We start from the raw sequence: 21,814 nt of genomic DNA on the forward strand, positions 1-21,814 counted from the left end.
AGTTCAATGAACCCAATATGTAGTGGGCACCTTAAACTATAAAAATATAGTCCTAAAAAACCCTCGCATACCGTAAAGCCCGAGCGCGAACGACCCACGACGTAGAGCGCTCCGGAAGGATCCGTAAAGATTCAACGGCTTCTCTCTTTGCGCTCCGTGAGACAGCTATCTACGGGCCTTTGACTTTGAAGTAAAAGCCGTGTGTGCTGTGGTTTAAATTGCCTTCCAAACCTGAAAACCCGAGTGCAAAAGATTGTCTCCCGTAATTGCCCCGGAAGGACTCGTTAGCGCAATTAAGAGTTAGGCTTCAGGTTTGATCCTTAGTCTGATTTATCCAAAGACGGAACTTGAGTTGTTTAAAATGTTATTTTTGTATTTCTTGGTGTCATCAAAAAGGTAGAAAAAAAACAATGGATTATTTCTTTCGGCGTTGCTATGTTGGGTATATAACATAGGGCAGTTTCACTTTATAGTGTTTTGCAAAAGATAAACGTGAGGAGTATATCGCGATGAGTTTACTCGTTGGGGAAGAGATTAAGATAAATCCAGTAAGTCAGGTTGCTCTTCAACTGTCAGATGATGACATAAATAAGAAATATCGCGACGGTGAAATAAGAATCGTGACTGAGCAAGCTAGGTATCCATTAAATACGATATCAGCTATGGTCCATAGTAAAGAATATAAGATGAACCCCGAATACCAAAGGCGCCATCGATGGGACAACCAAAGACGTTCAAGATTGATTGAGTCTTTGATAATGAATGTTCCACTACCACCGATTTTTTTATATGAATATGAGTATTCAAATTACGAAGTAATGGACGGTTTGCAGCGGTTAACGGCAATATCCTCCTTTTATGATGGTGAGTATCCTCTTGAAGGTCTAGATAAATGGCCTGAATTAAATGGAAAAAAATATTCTGAATTGCCAAAGTTAGTACAGCAAGGCATTGATCGGCGGTATATATCATCAATTATTCTTCTTCATGAAACTGCGAAGACCCCCATGGAGGCTGATGCACTAAAACAGCTTGTTTTTGACAGAATTAATAGTGGTGGTGAAAAGCTAACTCCTCAAGAAAGGCGCAATGCCAATTTTGATGGAAGGATGAATAGACTTTGTATTTCCCTGTCATCGAATGAATATTTATGTAGATTGTGGGAAATCCCGCTTGCCACAGCTTCTGGTGACAGTATCCATTCTGCTAGATCTGCTAATAAATTATATAAGACTATGGGAGATGTAGAGTTAGTTCTTAGGTTTTTTGCCTACAGGCAACGGACAGATTTACAAAAGTATTCTCTAGAGGCCTATCTAGATTTTTATCTAGACAATGCAAATAAATTTTCAGACCAATTACTACAGTCTCTTTCTGAGTTGTTTCAGGAGACGATAAAGCTTGCTTACGATATTTTTGGCGAAATGGCATTTTATCTCTACAGGAATAGAAAGACTGGTTGGAGTTGGTATGAGCGCCCAACGACCGCAGTTTACGATCCAATGATGATGGCTCTGAGTAAAAGAATTAATGCCAAAACCACCTTAGTATCTAAACGGCACTTGATATTAGAAAAAATTACAGAATTCTATCAAGTTAATTACGAAAGCTTTGAGGGAAGAAATACAAACCCAGCAGCCCTTCAGGAGCGAGATGGAAAATTTGATTTGTTTTTTGACGAGTTTATTTGAATGACTCGAGCATTTGATTCTTTTTTACAGTCAATTGATGAAATTAAATTATTTATGAAGTTTGAAAGCTTTGCTCAGGGCTTTTTTTCTAAAGACATTAATGAGTTCAAAATAAATGCAGAATTGTCTGATAAGGTAGAAAGTATATTATCTTCACTACCTAAAAGATCTTTAATACAATCAAAGGTTTACCTGTACAAAAGTATTATTATATCACTGTATGGAAGCTTGGAGAGATATGTCGAAGATGTCATTAAGGAGTATCTTGAAAACTTGGTATCTTTTTGTGGTGACTTTGAGAAATTGCCAGCAGAGGTAAGGAAAAACTACATCTCTGTTTCTCTAGATTATTTATCTAAGACTCAGAAAAAGAAGGCGGTATCAAGCTCAGTAATAGAGTCTTTGACGAAATCGGCTATCGATAACCTCTATTTTTTTTGTAAAAATGAGTTTAACTCGAAGATGAACTACGACGCTTTTACCGCGCATACGTCAAACTTCAGATATGACTCCATAAACGATATATTTCTGCGAGTTGGAATTCAGAACATATGTGGTGAGGCTCTTAATGATGGCGAGCTAAAAAATGCTCTGTGTGAGAAGAATTACTTACTCAAGGACACGGATAAGAAAGTTCTTGAATCAATATTAACATCTGAGTTAGGTGATCTTGCTCAGAGAAGAAATGAGATCGCTCACGGAGTACCTATTCTTGACATAGATTCATATGATCTAGCTATTTCAAGAGTCAAATTATTGGAGTTTTGTGTTAAAGCTATCGACTCAGTCGTTATGAAATCGTTGGCGCAGCATATGTACTCTGTATCAAGTGTATTTTCTATCGGGAAGCCAACTAAATTATTCATAGAGAATTCGCGTATCGGTTTTGAGCATATTAATAGTTTAAATGAAAAGTGTGGTAGCGTGTTATCAAGTGAAGTTAGTCACATGATACGTGTTGGAGGAGCATTCTTTGCTGTGAACATTAACTCTCCTAATAAGGTTTTAATCGGCAATATTAAGTCTATATTTTATGATGGGAGATTAGTCCCCGAATTAATGTTACCAACACCTAATAGCGTCGTTATTTCACTCGATATTGCGGTAAGAGATAGTTTTAAAAGGAGGGATTTTCAGTTTTTAGTGGTTTGATTTATGAACTCTTGGCATGAAGTATTTCAGTAATTTAATTACGCTTACTATTCTTCAACCTATATCGTGAGATACTTTCAGTGATTCTGATAAACGCTTTGGCGTCAGGGACCCTTTAATTGGTATCAGTACTCCGAATACTTTCCATATAGTGGCACACTGAATTTAGCCACCTACACTCAGGGTGTACGAAAAACCGATGTCCGCAATTTAAGGCAAAGCCGACATTCGTTTTTTCGAGGCACCTTGTTCTGGACGACTGCAATTCGCTCATAGCACCGTTTCATGAATAAAAAACGAGTTGATGTAGATACGCAACAGTTACCGAGAGATGTGCATAAATTGTAGTAGCTCATATCTGAGCTGACAGTATAGTCAACAGGTTCCAATCTGACCTGACAGTCATTTATGAGCAAATAATGGACCATTGTAGAATGCATTTTTTAAGCTAGCCGATAGCTGGTTAACATTCAGAACAAAGAACATTGGATCATAGTGACTAAAATGCGGCGAGAACAAACCTCTTACCATTTACTAAAAGTACATCCCCACCAACAAAGGCCTGATTGTGAGACGTCTTTCTATTGCTTGGCGAAAATCAAAGAAAGTTCATCAGGAGATGAATTTCTTTCCGAAAAACACCGTGTATCGATAGAACTCAGCATTTTTGAATCTTCAATAAAAAATAGTTGGTACGACAGCAGAGTGATTGAAAACCCGAGTTTTGATGTCGAGTTGAGTCGTAGTGGTGACGACAAGTATCACATGAAAACACTTCATTTCTATGTGGACACGCCCTGGGCAAGAGATAGAGGATTGGGCAAATATATGATGATCAAAATTTTCAATATACTCAAAGAGAAAGTTGATCACGATTTTGTTGGAAAGCTGTTTTTTAGCCTCTCAGCTAACCAGGGAAAGGATGAAAAAAAGCGAAGATTACGCAATCATTTTTATAAGAGCATAGGTTGTACGCTAGAAGGACACGAAGATAATCCTGATGCATGGAATACAGCAGAACACGCTCGAGCTTTATTTAACTTTGATTTATTGCCAACATCATGGAACAAAGAAAAGGTTGAAGAAATATCCTTAGCGCAAGGATTTCAAAATCTTTTTTCTGAGCGAAGCCAATTATTGGAAACCATAAAAAAACAGGAATCAATGTTGGAATATCATAAGGAAAATACGGCCATTGTATATAAGTGGCGGTCTCGCCTAGAGATTTTTTGGATCTGGGCAGCTAGGCTTACTTTTTTATCCTTGATAGTAATAAGTATTAAAACTTGGCTTAATGATAATTTTTAGAAATCATATTTCTACGAATGTTGACCGTTGTGGTCTATTGTAAAGATTTAAGTAAACCACATTCCGATTATGAACTCATTTAAGAGTATTTTAATTTCCGCAATTGGCACTGAGCTGACTGTCAGCTTAAGATTAAGCTCAGTCATGAAAAACGTCAGATGAAATTCAGACCTATCCACAAAATGCCTCAAGGTTTTGCTGAACGTTTTTGCTCATGCTTACACCAATTTCAGGTTGCGCTTCACATCCAATGGCAGGCGTTGCAGCGTTAGTTCCAACACTTCATCCGTAGTTGTTTTTGAGATCAGCTTATCCCTCGCTTTCAACTCCCTGACTTTTTGTATCAGCTCATCTTTGGTCTTACCTTTATCACCCGAATAACGACTAGCAAGCTTCGCATCTTTTGTCTTTAGGAGTTTGTCGTTTTTTTCGATCAACTCTTTTTGTAGTGCGCTGGCATAATTGACGGAGTGGAAAATCGCCTGCATCTTCACACCCACCACTCTTGCGACTTCTGACTTTGAAATTTCAGAGGTAGATTTTTTAATAAAGTCTGTTTTTTTGCTGTGTTGACGGATATACCTGAGCTTTTGTTGATAGAGGCTTTGGATTGCCTCATACGCTGCACCAGAGCTATTTGAATCAGATACCCAATTCGGTCGGATTGGTTTCGCTGTTGACTCCTCCAGTGCATCTGCATCAAGAAATTCATCTAAATAATCACTCATGCTGCCTGTCCTCTCTGTGCATCTGCTTACTCTTTAGGAGTTTGTCGTTCTTCTCAGCCAGTTCTTTTTGGAGTGCGCCGGCATAATTGACAGAGTGGAAAATCGCCTGCATCTCCACACCAGCCACTCTTGCGACTTCAGACTTTGAAATTTCATAGGTAGATTTTTTAATAAAGTCTGTTTTTTTGCTGTGTTGACGGATATACCTGAGCTTTTGTTGATAGAGACTTTGGATTGCCTCATACGCTGCACCAGAGCTGTTTGAATCCGATACCCAATTCGGTCGGGCAGGTGGCAGGGTTGAAGCTATGAGCGCATCTTTATCAAGGAATTCATCAAAATAACCACTCATGCTGCATGCCCTCTCTGTGCATCTGCTATCAATAACGTTTCTTTTAGTCTCGAAATGAACTTATCGTATATCGGGTTATTGCTGTTGTGGCGCAGTTCTTCCACGCGCTTTAACGCCAATGTTACCGTGTGGTAGTTTGATTCTTTAATGAACCAGGGGAGGTCAGGGTTTCGACACGCTGCCACATCCTGCATTGTGTAGACGACAATCCCATTGAAGTTACCCTCTGCGATATCCGCATTTAGACACCCCAAGCATAATCTCGGCTGGGCGTTTTGGCGCTGAGGTTCGCCATTCACACTGCACTTAGCATTTTGCTGCGTCCCGTCCCGAAGCAGGCAACTTGCCCACGGATTTGACTTTATCGCCAAGACACGTTTTACAGCAGCCTGCGCAAGTTTTTCTTTTTGTTCTTCATCCGAATAAACGTGTGTTATCGCCACTGCTTTTGATAAGAAGCGATCAACCCCTCCGGCATATTCGCGATGTTCATCTTGAATACTGTCCATGTGTAACCTCACCACAGAATTGATGACATGACGGGTCGCTATTTGCTGGATAACGCGGTATTCCTTATCACGTAGATATGCCATGAAAAAACGCTCATCAAGGTGTTTGAAGTGCGACCTGATAAACCGTCCGACATCACCTCGATAACGCCTGAGCACCGCTTCTGCAAAGATATGCCGAAATGCATGTGGAGTTGCATAGACGGCATCACCTAAAAACTCACTTCGAACGAAGCGCACGCCAGCTTTATCCAGCTCAACTTCACCGCTTTTAAGCTTATTCTTGGTCTCCTCGCTTAAATGCTTATCAAACAGCGCTGTGATATCGCTTGGCGTATTACCATCGATATACGCTCTCAACCGAATGCCGAATGTTTTTCTAGGGTCAGGCTCTTGTGCCATCAATACCCGTGGCAATGCATCATTTAGGTCATTTTTCATTTTTATTATCGCCCTCATGGGCGCTTCATCGAATCGATAAGTGGATTCAAGCGTGTTAAGAGCGGTTTCATCCTTCTTGGTCAGTGATACTTTATCTTTGAGGTACTTCCATGCTTCAATATCTTTAAATACCGAATAATGATTGACAAAATTCGCCCAGCAATTAGGCATGGCTTTTTGAATCTCTGGTGCAGAGTCTTCTTTTTGTGTTGCCGTGGTTGCCTGGTATATCGCTGGGTCAGTCTTATCTGCCAGATTGAGATGCGCCAGTTGTGCGGCCAATATGTAACTACCAAGCGTAATTTCTCTCGGGAGTGGGGTGTTGCTGCTGGTTTTTGGTACCTTCCAGCGAACATGAAACCGCCACGGGGTGTATTGGTTGTCTAGCGGGTCTGGGTTGATGTCAACATCGATATTGGACATACTAAAGCCGTACTCACTGGCTCGCCACCCTGTCAGCCCTACAAATCCGGTAGCTCCTGCATCCTCAATCAAAGAGGCAATTTTTTTAAAATATTCGATACCATTTAGCGGACGCTTATCTAATTGATTAGGTAAGGCGTTTGACTGAGATCTAAGAAACGCCCTAATGCCTTGGATATCAGAAGGCATTTGTGTTCTCAGCTCCGATAGAATATTAGCTGTTATCGATTCGAACTCTGGCAATGTCACTGATAACGCAGCTGCTTCATCAGGTAGCGCGGTTTTGCAAAGCGTCGCTTGATATTCTTGCCAAATAGCCTGTTTGGATTTGCCATGCTTACCAAACACATCCACAAATAGCAGCGACCGAATAAACTCCTGCGCATCATACCGCTCAGGTAATTGACACTCTTTTGCAATGCGGTTGATGGTATCAAGCTTAAAGGCATTGACGATTCGCTCTGTAGATGTAAATGCCTCAAAAAAATGCTGATGCACAAACGACTCAATGGCAATTATTTTTATCTCAGCAGGCTTACTACTGCCAAGAGACTCCCGAATCGCCTTAACAGATTGGCCGCAAAGTACTTTCCCTAAAATCAAAGTCGTTGAGTTTTTACAGATCTTCAGATTTTCATTGCCTTGTTGCGCATCAAATAATGCCTTGTAGGTATGCCGGAATGCACTGATATAGGGACAATGCTTCTCGAAAAGAAGCAGACAATGGTCGATGTAGTGTTTGCCGACATCCAGCCCCAAATAGTTAAAGCTATTACCTGCTTTGTAATCAAGTCGAGTCATATCCATGATAGATAAACATGTCTCATTAAGCGCAGAAAGTGCTTTTTTTTCAGAGATACCGCTAACAACATTGGTCACACCATAGCGGTTAAGGATCTGCTGGAATTTTTTAAGTGTCAGCGGATCGAATCTAGTGATATAAGCAGGTGCAGACAGGCGTTTTTTTACCCCTTCTTTGGTGACATTGTGCGTTAGGCACAACCCATAAAACTCCTCTACATGTAAAGCATCAAGCTGGTCTAACTGCTTTACATGCAGGTAATGAAAAAGCAACGCGAGTTTGTCGATGATTTGATAATAAGACGTTTTTCGTACCTTAGTTTCAAATGTCACATCAAGCCATATCAGCTTGGCAAACTCGATGAGATTTAGCGGAATATAATGCCCATCAAACCTGGTGGTGACCGTCTCGGCAAATTGCACTGAGGGTTGTTCGAATAACGTAAAATCAACCGTGATAATATGTTTTGAATACTGAAATCGCCACACATTGTCAGTCAGCGCTGGGTTATCCAGTGGGGATAACTGGGCGAGCTTATTCTGCATCAGTTTCGATAAGGTGGTATTGGTCAATAGTTGCGCTGCATAGGTAGCAATAGGCATATCAATTTCCTATGAAAGCTGAGCAGTAAAATGTGGTGGTAGATGCGACTGGTATTGGTCGTACATTTCTTGACCTTTTTCAAGGCTCGCTTTCGAGAAGCGCTTATTGTCAAACAGGCTCTCTATCCATTCAGCGGTTGGCAGCGCGGTGAAGAATAAAAACTCCGGCGCACATACTCGCAACAAAGTATGTTTTTCCTGCAACTGCACTAAAAAGTGCTTTAGTTTCAACACCGTTTCAGGGCTGTCTTGAATGTATATCGTATCAGGTAAATCGCCTTCAACTTGCGCGCCCGTGCTGACAAGCCCCAATTCGTCGACGCGACCACTAGTTTGCTCGGTCACGACTTTAAGGCACGCCAACACATCATCGGCGCGTGCCTTCATATGCTCAACCGCTTTAGTAAACTCGCTTTCAAAAAGCTGTTTATCACTCTCACTTGCCTTAAAGACATTCACGTATAAATCCCGCATCACCGCTCGGGTGACACGTCCGCAATTGTTTTGCCATTCTTGATTCAGTTCCACCAGATAACATTCTCGCTCTGTATAATTGGTATGGCTTCGCAGGTTGATGAGGCTTGTCGGATCAAAACTGTCCGAACTTGCATAGACTGCACTGGTTTTGATATGGGCAAAGCCGAAAAATGTTGCTGGAAGCACAAGTTCGCAGGACGTTTTAGCTTTTCGAGCGCTCATAGAGCTCATCCCGTTGCATAACATAGCCTGCATCGCCTTAGGAAACACAGGAGCAACCCGCTGAGCTTGGTGTTTCTCATTAATCACATGCCATAGTGCAGTGCCTACGCAGGCTAAAAACAATAAGCCTGTTTCACTGGCAGGACCAACAGCATCCTTTTGAATCACTGGTGTCAGCGGCTTATCCTGCTCCCTCAGTCCTGTTACATCCTTAATATATCGGAGCACTGCTTTGCCGGTATCATCTTTTGTTTTTAAGGTCTCGACTTGGTGCACATTATTTTTGGTGCGACCTTTAAAATAATCACTTTCGATGTGAGTAATAGCGCCATTGATACGCCTGACAAATTTAAAGTCGCGCAGGGTAAGCTTTGGTATATCGCTTGCTTGCACCGTCTGAAAGGCCATCATATAGCTAAATAACAAGGACTCTGCCAGTGAGACTGGCATTGTCTCATTATCAGGGGAGGAGTCAGCGTGAAGCGCAAGCCTCCTTAAAAAGTCAAAATCAAATAACCCCGCCTTTTTTATAGTGGTAAAGAACCCATTGGTGCGGTAGCCAGATGTCGCTTTTATCGGTTGGTTTGCCAGTAGTTTGTCGAATATCTCTTTTCGACATGGCGGTAAAGTCTCAGTAAAGACCACCAGTTCCAGCGCATCCTTTAAATGAGGGATATCATCGATAAGTTGCATCAGCTTTTGTCTGAGACGATTAAACATTTCAGTCTTTGCGCTTCTGATACGCTGTGGCTTTGACTGAGCATCTGTCACGGTAATCTCTGCTAATAACGGAATATCTTCTGGCTTTAAGCCTGCCAGCCTGAAGCTATCAATGAGTGCATTTTTGCAGGTTTGTAAATATAGTAGTGTATTTTCGATGGTGATCCGAAACGAATTCATCAGCACTTTGGGCGAGCCTAACCGCGTGTATAACTCATGGCCTATACCAATATCATCACGGCGCAGCCAGGTATGTTGTGAAAACCATTGATTAAGGTTTATTGGATCAGCCTCCTCCCTTGGCGCAACAGGGGTTTTTGTCAGTGATACAAGATATTCACGTTCGTAATCGGTGAGAGTTTCAGTAAACGCGCCAAGGGCCAGCGCGTCTACTATCATTAATTTGGTTTGATCAAGTCCTGTGGATTGTGTTTTCACGCCCCCCACACTGACGCGCCAAGTTTCATAATCTTTAAGCCAGGTGGCACGGTTTTCATCGGTCAAATCTATGATATCCAGATAGCGCCACACATGCTTAAATACTGCTAGCCCTTCTTTTCTTGCTTCTGAAAAATCATCCGTCATCAAGTAGCGATACGCAGCAGCGTTGAATACGCCAAACATTAACTGTCGTGTTCGGGAGTGATCTGGTTCTAAAGTGATTGTAAACGCTGGGAGGTGCCGACTCTTTGGGATGTGCAGCACAGTGTCGTTAGGGTTGTAAGGAAGCGGTATGACATCTTGATTGGCTTGAATCTCATTTGCTATTAACGCTTGCTCATCCAGTAATACTTGTTGCAATTGCAGATCATAGAACGCCTTTTTGGAGAGGGTGTCGATAATGTCAGTCATACAGAACTCCCGAGAGAAACGCCTCTTTGATGTGGCAGCTTCGTATGTATGTTTTGGTAGTTTCAGGAGCTTTACCGTCTTTGGCGTTATGCCCCATCAACTTTGCCACTAGCAGGTATACCGCTGATGTGGCTGTCACACTATCGATTTTTACCTGATTTTCTTTACAGGCATCGTAAAACTTATCCGTACCAAAACTATGCCTTAATACGTGACCTGTATGATCATCTTCCAGCATCTGCAAATGTCCTGGTAAAGCACCACTTCTCTGCAACTCGAACACTTTCTTTTTAGTTCGCGTAAAAGCTCTGGATGCCGCGTTTTTGGAAATCGGTGTGCCGTAATCGTTGTAACTCGCATTAAGCAGTAGGGTGTTCTCAGCTGACTCAGGGCGCTCGTTGTCACAATATTCCTTGTAACGTTCCAATAGGCTTCGGTGGATATAAAGCGTTCGGGATTCACCCCCACCGGTGTTACGAGGCGCTTTGGTGTATTGACCTTGCAGATAATACCTGAACTCCATTTGCTCTGGATGTTGTGCCATTTCCAAAAACAAGGACTTGAAACCAGGATGCTTTTTATTGCCTACCATAAAGTCCTCAATTAACAGCCCTTGATTTTCTTTACTGCGAAGCCCTAACTCGCCGCCACCGCGAAGTAGCAACTCATCTCGAAGACTGTCGGTATTGCGGTACAAAATGGAACGCAATTCAGGGGTAAGGTATTTTACTGAGGTTCGACGTTTCGTGTTCCTTTTCATTACCGACTTTAATCTTGGTTTTACCCGAATATCTTTGGCATTGGTAAATCCAGTCATCGCCAGGTAATTGTAATAATCCCGAAGAGCCATCAAATAATGCTCTACCGTATGCTCACCAGCTCCTTGCTCTTCAATGATGACCGTGTTGATGTAGTAATTTAATAACTCTTCAGGAATATTGTGATGTCTATCGATACTGACCTGGGTGTTGAGTTGACTGTACTGAACTAACCAGTTGAAGAAGTGCTCTAATTTATTGTGAAGTATCGTTAGCGTGACATTGGATATTTCTTCTTCCAAATAAGTTGTCGTTGCAAACTTATGCTCTCCATCGCGGGTCACTCGCTTCCAAACTACACCCGTTCGACTAACGGCTTTGCTGAATAATGTAGGAAGTAGAAGTATAGAAAGGTCTTCTGCCATAAAAATATGGCATTGATGATATTCAGATTTTTGAGAGGAAATAAATTGCATGCAGATATACTTATTGAGATACCTGCATAGTAATAGCAAATAAGTGTAACTATGGATACAAATTTAGCATTTAAATACAACTACATATTTCACAGCCATTTATCTAAACGTAATATAAGTGTGGTAGGCTGGTTTACCGATTTATCCATGCCTTTTCTCCGCTGCTGTTGCGTATCTAAGTATAGTCTGAGACCCTTTGAACAGAGTAAGGGTTCTGAATTCTGATATGTAGGCTTGTTGAGGACAAAACAACTGGGTAAGATGCAATGAGTTATGTAACAGAATTATTAAAGAATGAATTGGTCTGCTTCCACCCAACCTGCCATTGAATGGCTGAACCGTTTGCCGCAACAGCGCCTGAACTTCTGGCTGTCAGGGCTTTTTGTTGTGCTGTTTTGCTGGTTATTGGCGAAGTTAAGCTGGCAACTAGTACCTGTTCCGCAAGCCGAAGCCATTAGTGCTGCTGTTACTGTAACAGGCAAGACTGCTCCTGATCTGAAAGCATTGTTAGATGCCAGTTTATTTGGTAAAGCATCAGCACAAGCAGAAGTAGCCCCTGTTGCTGCGCCTACTACAGCGCCTAAAACTACGTTAAATGTCAAACTGACCGGCGTAGTGGCTATTGGTGGCAAACCTGAACAAGGTTCTGCTGTGATCGAAAGTCAGGGTTCTGAACAAACTTATGGGGTGGATGATAAAATTGAAGGCACCAGCGCCAGTTTAAGTCAGGTATTTGAAGACAGAGTGCTGCTGAAAGTCTCGTCTCGTTTTGAAACTCTGATGCTGGATGGCATAGAGTTTCAACAAATGGCTGCAGACAACGGGTCATTGCGGGAAGTGGATTACCGGCCGCAACCTGAGCCTATGATGGACGGGCCTCAGCCTCCTATGGAAGAGTTAGCGGATGTACGTCAGGAAATGATGTCGGAGCCGATGAAGTTTTTCGACTATATTCGTGCTTCGCCTCAATACCGCAACGGTCAGCTCTATGGTTACCGTGTCATGCCGGGTAAAGATCCGGCCTTGTTTGAACGCATGGGTTTAAAAGCCAATGACGTGGCTGTGGAAATTAACGGTACGCCGTTAAATGACATGCAGCAGGCCATGATGGTGATGAATGAATTACGTGAAGCAACTCAGGCTTCTATTAAGGTTGAACGTGACGGCCAGACCAGAGACATTGTCTTTAGTCTGTCACAATAATAATTAATTAAGATGGTTAAACTCTAATGAAGTCAGTGACATCTTCTCGTTTGCATATTTCCCGTTGGTTTGGTTTAGGTGCTATAGCCCTGTTGAGTTTTTTTGCAACTGCAACTGAATATCAGCCGAATTTCAAAGGCACAGATATCAACGAATTTATTAATATCGTTGGTAAAAATCTGAATAAAACCATCATTGTTGACCCTCAGGTCCGTGGTCGTATTAACGTGCGCAGCTATGAAATGCTGAACGAAAAACAGTATTACCAGTTTTTCTTAAACGTACTGGAAGTTTATGACTTCTCCGTCGTTGAAATGAAAAGTGGCGTGCTGAAAGTGGTGCGACAAAAAGATGCCAAAACCTCGAATATTCCGGTGGTCAGTGACAACGATGCTGCCGTGGGGGATGAAATGGTCACCCGTGTGGTGCAGGTAAAAAACGTTTCAGTACGTGAATTAGCACCTTTGCTACGCCAGTTTGTGGATCAAAGTGGCGGCGGCAGCGTGGTGAACTATGACCCGTCCAACGTCATTATGATGACGGGCCAGGCCGAAACAGTGAATCGTTTGGTCGACATTATTTCCCGGGTCGATAAAGCCGGTGATCAGGATTTAGAAATCATCAAACTCAGTTACGCTTCTTCGGCTGAAGTTGTACGTATTCTGGAAAATATTTATAAAAATCAGGGCAAAGCTGAACAACCTGAGTTTTTAATTCCAAAAATTGTCGCCGACGAGCGCACCAACAGCGTCATTGTCAGTGGTGAACGTCAGGCGCGGGAGCGTGTTGTTGCTTTAGTGCAGCGCTTAGATGCTGAGCTGGAAAGTCAGGGCAATACCAGGGTGTATTACCTGAAATACGCTAAAGCTGAAGATTTAGTCAAAGTGCTGCAAGGCGTCAGTGCCAGTATAGCGGCTGAAGTTCAGGGGGGAACTCAGGCGCAGGGGGCCCGCACAGCAAGTAAAAGCCGTGATGTCAGTATCGAAGCTCATGCTGAAAGTAATTCATTAGTTATTACGGCTCAGCCAGATGTGATGCGTTCACTGGAAGATGTGATTCGTCAGGTTGATATTCGCCGTGCTCAGGTTTTAGTTGAAGCCATTATTGTGGAAGTGGCTGATAACGCCGGTGCTAATTTAGGTGTGCAATGGATTAGTGCTCAGGGGGGGATGACTCAGTTTAATAATGGCGTAGTACCAGTCAGCGCTATAGCTGCTGGTGCTGCTGCTGCAAGAACGGTAAAAGGCAACACTGTCATTATCGACGGACAAACTACAGTAAATCCGGACCAGGATGGTAACTATGAACCACTTGCTAAAGCCCTGGGCGGCGTAACAGGTATGATGCTGGGTGTGGTGAAAAACGACTGGGGCGCTATTTTGCAGGCCGTGACCACTGACAGCAATTCCAATATTCTGGCCACTCCTTCTTTGACCACCCTGGATAACCAGGAGTCCTCTTTTATTGTTGGTGAAGAAGTTCCGGTGAAAACCACCACCAGCCCTGGTTCAGGTGGCACCAACCCTTTTACGACCTTAGACCGTATTGAAGTAGGTATTAAGTTAAAAGTTACGCCTCAGATCAACGAAGGCAATGCGGTTAAATTAACCATAGAGCAGGAAGTGTCTGGTCGTAACGGTGATATTGAAGGCAACCCTATTATCGCCAAAAGGGAAATTAAAACCACAGTACTGGCCGACAATGGCGCTACCGTGGTTTTGGGGGGGTTAATAGATGAAGATGTGCAACAAAGTGAATCTAAAGTGCCGCTTTTAGGTGATATTCCTGTATTGGGTGCCTTATTCCGCTCTACTTCTTCAAGCAAACGTAAACGTAACCTGATGATCTTTATCCGAGCCACTATTATGCGCGACGACGGTTTGCTCAGTGAAGTCAGTCAGCGTAAATACAACTATGTGCGGGCGCAGCAACTGGCTCAGGGCGAAAAAGGTATTAACCTGATGCCTGGCGCTGAAACCCCAGCTATGCCGGAATTTGACGATACGTTAATTATTCCGCCGACTTTTGATGAATACCTGCAGAAAAAAGAAAGTCAGGATAAAGACGTTGTGAAGCCTGCAGAGCCGGGAGCTAACTAATGTCTGCTGTTGATCTGAACGAGATGCAGCCGGTCGCAGCCAAAGTGCGTTTGCCTTTTGGTTTTGCTAAACGTTTTGGTGTCTTGTTGCAGGCTCAGGCGGATGGCTGGTTGTTGTATGTTAACCCGCAAACACCACCGGCCGCCTTGCTGGAAGTGCGGCGTTTGTTGTCTGTTTCTTTTAAAGTGCAGAAACTGCAACAGACTGAATTTGATGCGTTATTGGAGGCTTCTTATCAGCGTGATTCCTCTGAAGCTCAGCAAATCATGCAGGACATTGGCAACGAGGTGGACTTAGCCTCTTTAGCGGACGAAATTCCTGAAACTGAAGATTTGTTAGAAAACGAAGACGACGCGCCGATCATTAAACTGATCAACGCTATGCTCGGCGAAGCTATTAAGCTGGGCGCTTCGGATATTCATGTCGAAACCTTCGAAAAAAATCTGGTGGTGCGTTTTCGGGTCGATGGCGTATTGCGTGAGGTATTAAAACCCAACCGTAAATTATCCAGCTTGCTGGTGTCCCGTATTAAAGTGATGGCCAAACTGGATATAGCGGAAAAGCGTGTGCCACAAGATGGTCGTATCAGCTTGCGTATCGCAGGCCGGGCTGTGGATGTGCGGGTGTCGACTATGCCATCCAGCCATGGTGAGCGGGTGGTTATGCGTTTGCTCGATAAAAATAACTCGCATCTGGATTTAAACAAGCTGGGTATGACACCAGCTATACAAAAAACCTTCTCACAACTTATTTTAAAACCACACGGCATTATTCTGGTTACAGGCCCCACAGGTTCAGGTAAAAGTACCACCTTGTATGCAGGCTTGACCGAAATCAACACCAAAGACCGCAATATTCTGACGGTAGAAGATCCTATTGAATATGAGCTGGAAGGCATAGGCCAGACGCAAGTCAATACCAAGGTGAATATGACCTTTGCCCGTGGTTTACGCGCTATTCTGCGTCAGGATCCTGATGTGGTGATGGTGGGTGAAATCCGTGACTTAGAAACTGCACAAATTGCGGTGCAGGCCAGTTTAACAGGCCACTTAGTGTTAAGTACTTTGCACACCAATACCGCTTCCGGGGCTATTACCCGTCTGGAAGATATGGGCGTTGAACCCTTTTTATTATCCTCCAGTTTATTGGGGGTATTGGCGCAGCGTCTGGTTCGTACTTTATGTGTGCATTGTAAACAGGCGCACGAACCGGACAAAGAAGAGCGGGCTTTACTTGGTGTGGCAAAAAAAGAAGGATCAGTCATTTACCGTGCTATAGGCTGTGAGCATTGTAATCAGACAGGCTATCGAGGCCGAACCGGTATTCATGAGTTACTGGTGGTTGATGAACACACCCGTGAATTAATCCACAACGGCAAAGGCGAGCAGTCGATTGAGAAATACATTCGCACTCAAGGCCCCAGTATCCGTCAGGATGGTTTCAGTAAAGTATTAACAGGTGAAACCACACTGGAAGAAGTGTTGCGTGTGACCCGAGAGGACTTGTAGTGCCAGCTTTTGAATACCAGGCCATGGACGCCAGAGGGCGTCGTAGTAAAGGTGTACTGGAAGCCGACAATGCGCGTCAGGCCAGGCAATTATTGCGTGAGCAAAAACTGACACCGCTCAGTTTAGAGTTGGCTTCACGGCAGGAAAAACTGCTGGCGTCCGGTAAAAAATGGTTTCAGTCCGGCATCAGTGCCAGCGAACTGGCCTTGATCACCCGCCAGATGTCGACCTTAATAGAAGCAGGTTTACCGATAGAAAATGCTTTGCTGGCGGTGTCTGAGCAATGTGATAAAGCCCGTTTGCAAAGCATGATGATGTCAGTGCGCTCTAAAGTAGTGGAAGGGTACAGTCTGGCCGAAGGCCTGGCAGAGTTTCCTTATGTGTTTGACCATCTGTTTACCTCTATGGTGGCTGCGGGAGAAAAATCAGGCCATTTAGATGCGGTATTAAACCGGCTGGCTGATTACACTGAACAACGTCAGCATATGCGTAGCCAGATTATGCAAGCGCTGCTTTATCCCGCTATTCTGACCTTTTTTGCTGTGGCAGTGATCAGTATTTTGCTGGCCGCTGTGGTGCCGCAAATAGTGGGGCAGTTTGAGCATATGGGCCAAAGTTTACCCGGCTCTACGTTGTTTTTAATTGCCGCCAGTGAATTTTTACGTTCCTACGGTTTGCTGGTGCTGCTGGCTATTATTCTGGCCATAGCGGCCTTTAAGCGGGCGTTGAAAAAACCGGCTTTTAAACTGAAAATAGATACTCATCAGTTAAAACTTGGCCTGATTGGTAAAGTCAGCCGGGGTTTAAACACGGCCCGTTTTGCCCGTACTTTAAGTATTTTAAATGCCAGTGCTGTGCCTCTGCTTGAAGCGATGCGGATCAGTGCTGATGTGCTGGATAACAGCTTTATGCGCCGGTCTATTGCCGAAGCGACGCTAAAAGTGCGCGAAGGTTCTTCACTGAAAAATGCGCTGGAGCAAACTAAATTATTCCCGCCTATGATGCTGCATATGATTGCCAGCGGTGAAAAAAGTGGACAGCTCGATGGTATGTTAGAGCGCGCTGCCAATACGCAGGACAGGGAATTTGAAACCCTGGTCACTGTCTCACTAAAAGTATTTGAACCTGTTTTAGTTGCCGCTATGGCTGGCATAGTTTTATTTATTGTGATGGCGATTCTGCAGCCTATTTTGGCATTAAACAATTTAGTCGGAGGTTAAAAAATGCAACAACAAAAAGGTTTTACCTTATTAGAAGTGATGGTGGTTATTGTTATTCTGGGTGTCATCGCCAGTATGGTAGTACCTAACTTAATGGGCAATCAGGAAAAAGCCGCACGGCAGAAAGTGGTAGTGGATATTCAGCAGCTGGAAAATGCGCTGGATTTATACAAGCTGGATAACGGCTTTTATCCAACCACAGAACAAGGTTTACAGGCTTTAGTGACTCAGCCTACCTCTGAACCAATGCCACGTTCTTTTCCTGAAGGTGGTTTTATTAAACGTCTGCAAAGAGATCCATGGGATAACGAATATCAGTTAGTCAGTCCGGGCGAAATGGGCCGTATTGATGTGTATTCGATGGGGCCAGACCGTGTTGCAGGTACAGACGACGACATTGGCAACTGGAACATGGATGCGCCGGACCCACAGCGAAACTAAAAAATGAAACATCACCGCGGTTTTACCTTGCTTGAAATCATGTTAGTGATGCTGTTACTGGGTTTAATGGCATCTTACGTGGTGGTGAATTTTGTCAGCGAATCCCGCACGGCGCGTCTTCAGAAAGAAACCAACCGCCTGCAGCAACTGGTGCAGGTGGTGTCTGAAACCGCCATTTTAAAACAACAGGATTTTGGCCTGGTGCTGAGCGGCAAAGGCTATCAGTTTCTGGTGCACAACGGGGTACAATGGCTGGAAGTGGGGGAACCTAAATTTATGCAGTTTCACCCCTGGCCAGAAACAGTGCAGGCAGAACTGGAACTGGAAGGTTTAAACTGGGCAGAAGACAGTATTTTAGGCCAGGAAGAATTCCGCAAGTTACAGGAAGAGTTACTAGAGCAACAGGCTGAAGAAGAAAACAAAGACGGCAAAGCCAAAGACCCGACCAAGGCTCGCGAAAGACCATTGTTGCCAAATATCTATATTTTGTCTTCAGGCGACATCAGCCCTTTTCAACTGGTGCTTTCGGATGAAACAGAGCGTCCTTTTTGGTATCAGACACTGATAGGCGAATACAGTATTCCGCTGATTAAGTCTGAACTGGAAAACAGCAGACCATGAGAAGCAAAGGCTTTACTCTGATAGAGTTGTTGATTGCAATGGCCGTGTTTGCCACAGCCGGCGCTGCTGTGATGAAAACAGCATCTGAGCATATGAATTCTATCTCTCATCTGGAAAATATGACCTTTGCATCCTATGTGGCAGAAAATCAGCTGAATGCGGTGTTTCTGGAGAAAGTCTGGCCACTAAAAAGTGAACAGAAAACCGTAGAGTTTGCCAACCGTAACTGGCTGTGGCAGCAGCAAATAAACAAAACACCTGACGCTAATTTTAGTGCTGTAGTGGTGAAAGTCAGTCTGGCCGATAACCCGGAAAAAGTGCTGTATCAGTTGCAAACTTATGTAGGTAAACCTGATGCTGAACGTTAACAGGGTCCGTGGTTTTACCTTTATTGAAATGTTATTGGCGATGGCAATTTTTGCCTTAGTAGGTTTAGCTTCAGCCAGCGTTTTATCAAGTGTAACTGAGTCTGATGCAGCATCGCAAAAAGCCGCTGAACGACTGGCACAAATACAACGTTTTTTCCTGATTTTAGAGCGCGATTTAGCGCAAATCAGTGCACGGCAGATCAGGGTGGACGGTGAAGAGCCATTACGTTCGCCTTTAATAGGTGAAAAACTGATGCTGGAAAGTGATGAAGGTGGTTTTGCTTTTGTGCACAGCGGCTGGCGTAACCCGGGTATGGTGTTACCTCGCAGTGAAATTCAGGCTGTGGCTTATCGTTTACGTGAAGGCAAAATTGAGCGGCTTTTTAGCTTGTTTCCTGATTCAGTAACGGGCACTGAACCCAAAGTACAGCCTTTGCTGGACAGGGTGACTGGTTTTAAAGTGGAGTTTTTAAAAGATGAAGAGTGGCAGGAAAACTGGAATGAAGAGAAGTTACCTAAAGCTATTCGTTTAACCATCAGTCATGAGCAACTGGGTGAAATGCAGCGCTTTTATACACTGATGAATGGGTTAACCTGATGCGGCGTCAGGCAGGTGTGGCTTTAGTGGTTGTGATGATGATTGTCGCCTTTGTGGTGGTGATTGCCGTGGGCATGAGTGGACGTTTGCAGCTGCAGTTGCAGCGCCAGCTGAATTTGCAGCAACAACAACAAGCCTATTGGTATGGTATAGCGGCAGAGCAAGCCAGTATTCAGTTGCTGAAAAGCACGGTAGCAGGTAAAGAAACTGTGAACCTGTCCCAAGACTGGGCCTTGTTGGGTGCCACTTTTCCGGTCGACAATGGCAGCATTACCGGCAAGCTGATTGATTTGCAAAGTTGTTTTAACTTAAATAATTTACAACGACCTGCCGGGCAGCAGCAGGTGGGGGCTGGCCAGACGACCAACCAAAAAGCCTTTCAGCGTTTGCTGGAATTAAAGGCAACAGATTTGTCGATGCCAGCTGAGTATTTAACCGCCCGCGTCAGCGACTGGCTGGATGCAGACAGTTTATTGCAAACTGCAGGTGGTGCAGAACAGGATGACTATGCTGGTTTGCAAATGCCGTTTTATACCGCCAATAGTTTAATGGGCTCGACCTCAGAATTGCGGGTCATGCTGGATTTAACCCCGGCAGATTATGAACTGGTACGGCCCTGGGTTTGTGTGATCCCCAAAAGCAGCACCAGTAAACTGAACCTTAATACTATTACGGTAGAAAATGCGGCCTTATTAGCGGCTTATATTCCTGAACTGGATGAAGGGACGGCGTCAGATTTAATTAGCAGCAGGCCAGAAGAAGGTTTTGCCACTATAGATGAAGTATGGGCCAGTCCTCAGTTGGCGAATATCAGCGTCACGGATGAGGTTAAAGCCATGATGACAATAAATTCTAATTATTTTGTGCTCGAAACCACAGTGACTTATATGGATACCATCTTTAATCTGGCTTCTGTATTGGTGATTGACGAGCAACAAAAAGTAAAAGTGATAGCGCGGCGGTTTGGAGGCCAGTGGTGAACGAACAATTAATAATAAGACTGGGCAGTCAGCCACAGCAGCCAATCAGTTGGTTGGTATGGTCCGCCATCAATAAAGAGATTATCGCCAGCGGTCAGTTGGCATCTTCCGACGAACTGGCTGCGTTGTCAGAACGTTTAGGCCGTCGTCCCGTGGTGGCTTTAGTGCCAGCTGCTGACGTGGTGTTAAGCGAAGTGTTATTACCGGCCAAACCCAACCGTCAAATTATCCAGGCTTTGCCCTATATGCTCGAAGAAGAGCATGCAGAGGATATTGAGCAGTTGTACCTGGCTTTGGGCTTATGTCAGCAGCGTGGTAAAGAATACTGGCAACAAGTGGCTTTATGTAAAAAAACTCAATTGGAACAATGGGTCGGCTCATTGGTTGTCGCTGGTTTTCAGCCCATCCAGTTAGTGCCAGATGCGTTGTTATTACCAGAACATCAGGACGGAGCTTCCGCCATTGAGTTGTCTGGTCAGTGGTTATTGCGGCAGGGCCCATGGCAGGCATCCAGTATTGAACCGAATTGGTGGCCTGATTTTTTAAGCCTGGCCAATATCGAACTCATTTACAGTTATAGCCCATGGCCAACAGAGATATTGCAGAATGTCCAGGCGGCTGAACCTGAATTGCCACTGGCTTTGTTAGCGCAGCAACTGCCAGAACAACGCTTTAGTTTATTGCAGGGCCAGTACGCACCGAAAAAAGCGAAGAATAAAGTCTGGTCATTATGGCAAACCTCCATAGTGCTGGGCGCCAGCTGTTTAGCTTTGTATCTGCTCGTCTTAGGTGCTCAGGTGTGGCAACAAGGCCAACTGCTGCAGCAACAAAGAGCAGAACTGGTGACTCTGTATAAAAGTCGCTTCCCTGCTGAATCAACCCGGGATATTTCCCGCCAGCTGGCCCGTAAGTTACAAGGCGCAGGCAGTGGTCAGGACGCCAGTTTATTCAGCTTACTGAATGAATTGCAGCAGGAATTGGCTGCGACAACCAATATGCGTTTAGACAACTTACGCTACGACCAAAAAAACAGTGAATTGCGCTTTCAGGCTGAAGCGGACAGCTTCCAACGCTTTGACCACTTAAAAACCCGACTGGAACAAAAAGGTTTTGAAGTGAAACAAGGGGCTTTAAGTAATGACGCTGGCAAAGTGCAGGGCACTGTAGCGATGAAGGTGAAAGCATGAAAAATTGGCAGGATAGACAATTTTCACAGCCGCAGGCTGCCCGTCAGGATACGGCACATGGAGGTGCCGTATGAAA

General features: G+C 44.1%; 18 protein-coding genes. 13 read left to right on the forward strand and 5 right to left on the reverse strand.

What is annotated here, in order from left to right; translation table 11 throughout:
• The first annotated feature begins 509 nt into the window (after positions 1-509).
• The 3 genes from J2W69_RS13035 (at position 510) to J2W69_RS13045 (ending at position 4,151) form a co-directional block, all read left to right on the forward strand.
• The gene (locus J2W69_RS13035; RefSeq protein ID WP_310279200.1) at positions 510-1,691 is read left to right on the forward strand and encodes a DUF262 domain-containing protein; all 1,182 of its coding nucleotides are present in this window, start codon (positions 510-512) and stop codon (positions 1,689-1,691) included.
• Positions 1,692-2,843 carry a HEPN domain-containing protein gene (locus tag J2W69_RS13040; RefSeq protein WP_310279202.1) on the forward strand — a complete coding sequence of 384 codons (1,152 nt, stop codon included), beginning with the start codon at positions 1,692-1,694 and terminating at the stop codon, positions 2,841-2,843.
• Between the two features lie 504 nt (positions 2,844-3,347).
• Positions 3,348-4,151, forward strand: a complete 804-nt coding sequence (locus tag J2W69_RS13045; RefSeq protein WP_310279204.1) for a hypothetical protein — start codon at positions 3,348-3,350, stop codon at positions 4,149-4,151.
• Positions 4,152-4,369: 218 nt separating this feature from the next.
• On the opposite strand, the gene J2W69_RS13050 is transcribed toward J2W69_RS13045, so the two are convergent.
• From J2W69_RS13050 to J2W69_RS13070, 5 genes are read right to left on the reverse strand one after another with little or no spacing between them, the layout of a single operon-like run.
• A complete protein-coding gene (locus J2W69_RS13050; protein WP_310279206.1) occupies positions 4,370-4,879 on the reverse strand; it encodes a hypothetical protein in 510 nt (169 codons plus the stop codon).
• Positions 4,872-5,231 (reverse strand): hypothetical protein, encoded by a 360-nt coding sequence (locus J2W69_RS13055; protein WP_310279208.1) that lies wholly within the window; start codon positions 5,229-5,231, stop codon positions 4,872-4,874. The genes J2W69_RS13050 and J2W69_RS13055 overlap by 8 nt, the downstream gene beginning before the upstream one ends.
• Entirely contained in the window at positions 5,228-8,008 is a 2,781-nt protein-coding gene (locus J2W69_RS13060) for a hypothetical protein (RefSeq protein ID WP_310279209.1), read from the reverse strand. Before J2W69_RS13060 ends, J2W69_RS13055 begins: the two co-directional genes overlap by 4 nt.
• 9 nt (positions 8,009-8,017) lie before the next feature.
• Positions 8,018-10,279, reverse strand: a complete 2,262-nt coding sequence (locus J2W69_RS13065) for a hypothetical protein (protein WP_310279211.1) — start codon at positions 10,277-10,279, stop codon at positions 8,018-8,020.
• Positions 10,272-11,513 carry a hypothetical protein gene (locus tag J2W69_RS13070; RefSeq protein WP_310279213.1) on the reverse strand — a complete coding sequence of 414 codons (1,242 nt, stop codon included), beginning with the start codon at positions 11,511-11,513 and terminating at the stop codon, positions 10,272-10,274. Before J2W69_RS13070 ends, J2W69_RS13065 begins: the two co-directional genes overlap by 8 nt.
• 294 nt (positions 11,514-11,807) lie before the next feature.
• Here J2W69_RS13070 and gspC point away from each other — a divergent pair, with 294 nt between their 5' ends.
• Genes gspC through gspL form a run of 10 tightly spaced genes read left to right on the forward strand, consistent with a single transcriptional unit; the run spans position 11,808 to position 21,738 of the window.
• Complete coding sequence (gene gspC / locus J2W69_RS13075; protein WP_310279215.1) at positions 11,808-12,716, forward strand: type II secretion system protein GspC; 909 nt, start codon at positions 11,808-11,810, stop codon at positions 12,714-12,716.
• 26 nt (positions 12,717-12,742) lie between these two features.
• A complete protein-coding gene (gspD, locus tag J2W69_RS13080; protein WP_310279217.1) occupies positions 12,743-14,815 on the forward strand; it encodes a type II secretion system secretin GspD in 2,073 nt (690 codons plus the stop codon).
• Positions 14,815-16,323, forward strand: coding sequence for a type II secretion system ATPase GspE (gene gspE / locus J2W69_RS13085; protein WP_310279219.1), 1,509 nt, complete (start codon positions 14,815-14,817; stop codon positions 16,321-16,323). The genes gspD and gspE overlap by 1 nt, the downstream gene beginning before the upstream one ends.
• Positions 16,323-17,543, forward strand: coding sequence for a type II secretion system inner membrane protein GspF (gspF, locus tag J2W69_RS13090; RefSeq protein WP_310279222.1), 1,221 nt, complete (start codon positions 16,323-16,325; stop codon positions 17,541-17,543). Before gspE ends, gspF begins: the two co-directional genes overlap by 1 nt.
• A 3-nt stretch (positions 17,544-17,546) precedes the next feature.
• Positions 17,547-17,984 carry a type II secretion system major pseudopilin GspG gene (gene gspG, locus J2W69_RS13095; protein ID WP_310279224.1) on the forward strand — a complete coding sequence of 146 codons (438 nt, stop codon included), beginning with the start codon at positions 17,547-17,549 and terminating at the stop codon, positions 17,982-17,984.
• Between the two features lie 3 nt (positions 17,985-17,987).
• Positions 17,988-18,605, forward strand: a complete 618-nt coding sequence (gspH, locus tag J2W69_RS13100; protein ID WP_310279226.1) for a type II secretion system minor pseudopilin GspH — start codon at positions 17,988-17,990, stop codon at positions 18,603-18,605.
• Positions 18,602-18,973 carry a type II secretion system minor pseudopilin GspI gene (gene gspI, locus J2W69_RS13105; protein WP_310279229.1) on the forward strand — a complete coding sequence of 124 codons (372 nt, stop codon included), beginning with the start codon at positions 18,602-18,604 and terminating at the stop codon, positions 18,971-18,973. Before gspH ends, gspI begins: the two co-directional genes overlap by 4 nt.
• Positions 18,960-19,571, forward strand: a complete 612-nt coding sequence (gene gspJ / locus J2W69_RS13110; RefSeq protein WP_310279231.1) for a type II secretion system minor pseudopilin GspJ — start codon at positions 18,960-18,962, stop codon at positions 19,569-19,571. The genes gspI and gspJ overlap by 14 nt, the downstream gene beginning before the upstream one ends.
• Positions 19,571-20,551, forward strand: coding sequence for a type II secretion system minor pseudopilin GspK (gene gspK, locus J2W69_RS13115; protein WP_310279233.1), 981 nt, complete (start codon positions 19,571-19,573; stop codon positions 20,549-20,551). Before gspJ ends, gspK begins: the two co-directional genes overlap by 1 nt.
• The gene (gspL, locus tag J2W69_RS13120; RefSeq protein ID WP_310279235.1) at positions 20,548-21,738 is read left to right on the forward strand and encodes a type II secretion system protein GspL; all 1,191 of its coding nucleotides are present in this window, start codon (positions 20,548-20,550) and stop codon (positions 21,736-21,738) included. Before gspK ends, gspL begins: the two co-directional genes overlap by 4 nt.
• Positions 21,739-21,814: the final 76 nt, after the last annotated feature.

Origin of the sequence: Rheinheimera soli (assembly GCF_031457405.1) — a bacterium.
Classification (GTDB): domain Bacteria; phylum Pseudomonadota; class Gammaproteobacteria; order Enterobacterales; family Alteromonadaceae; genus Pararheinheimera; species Pararheinheimera soli_A.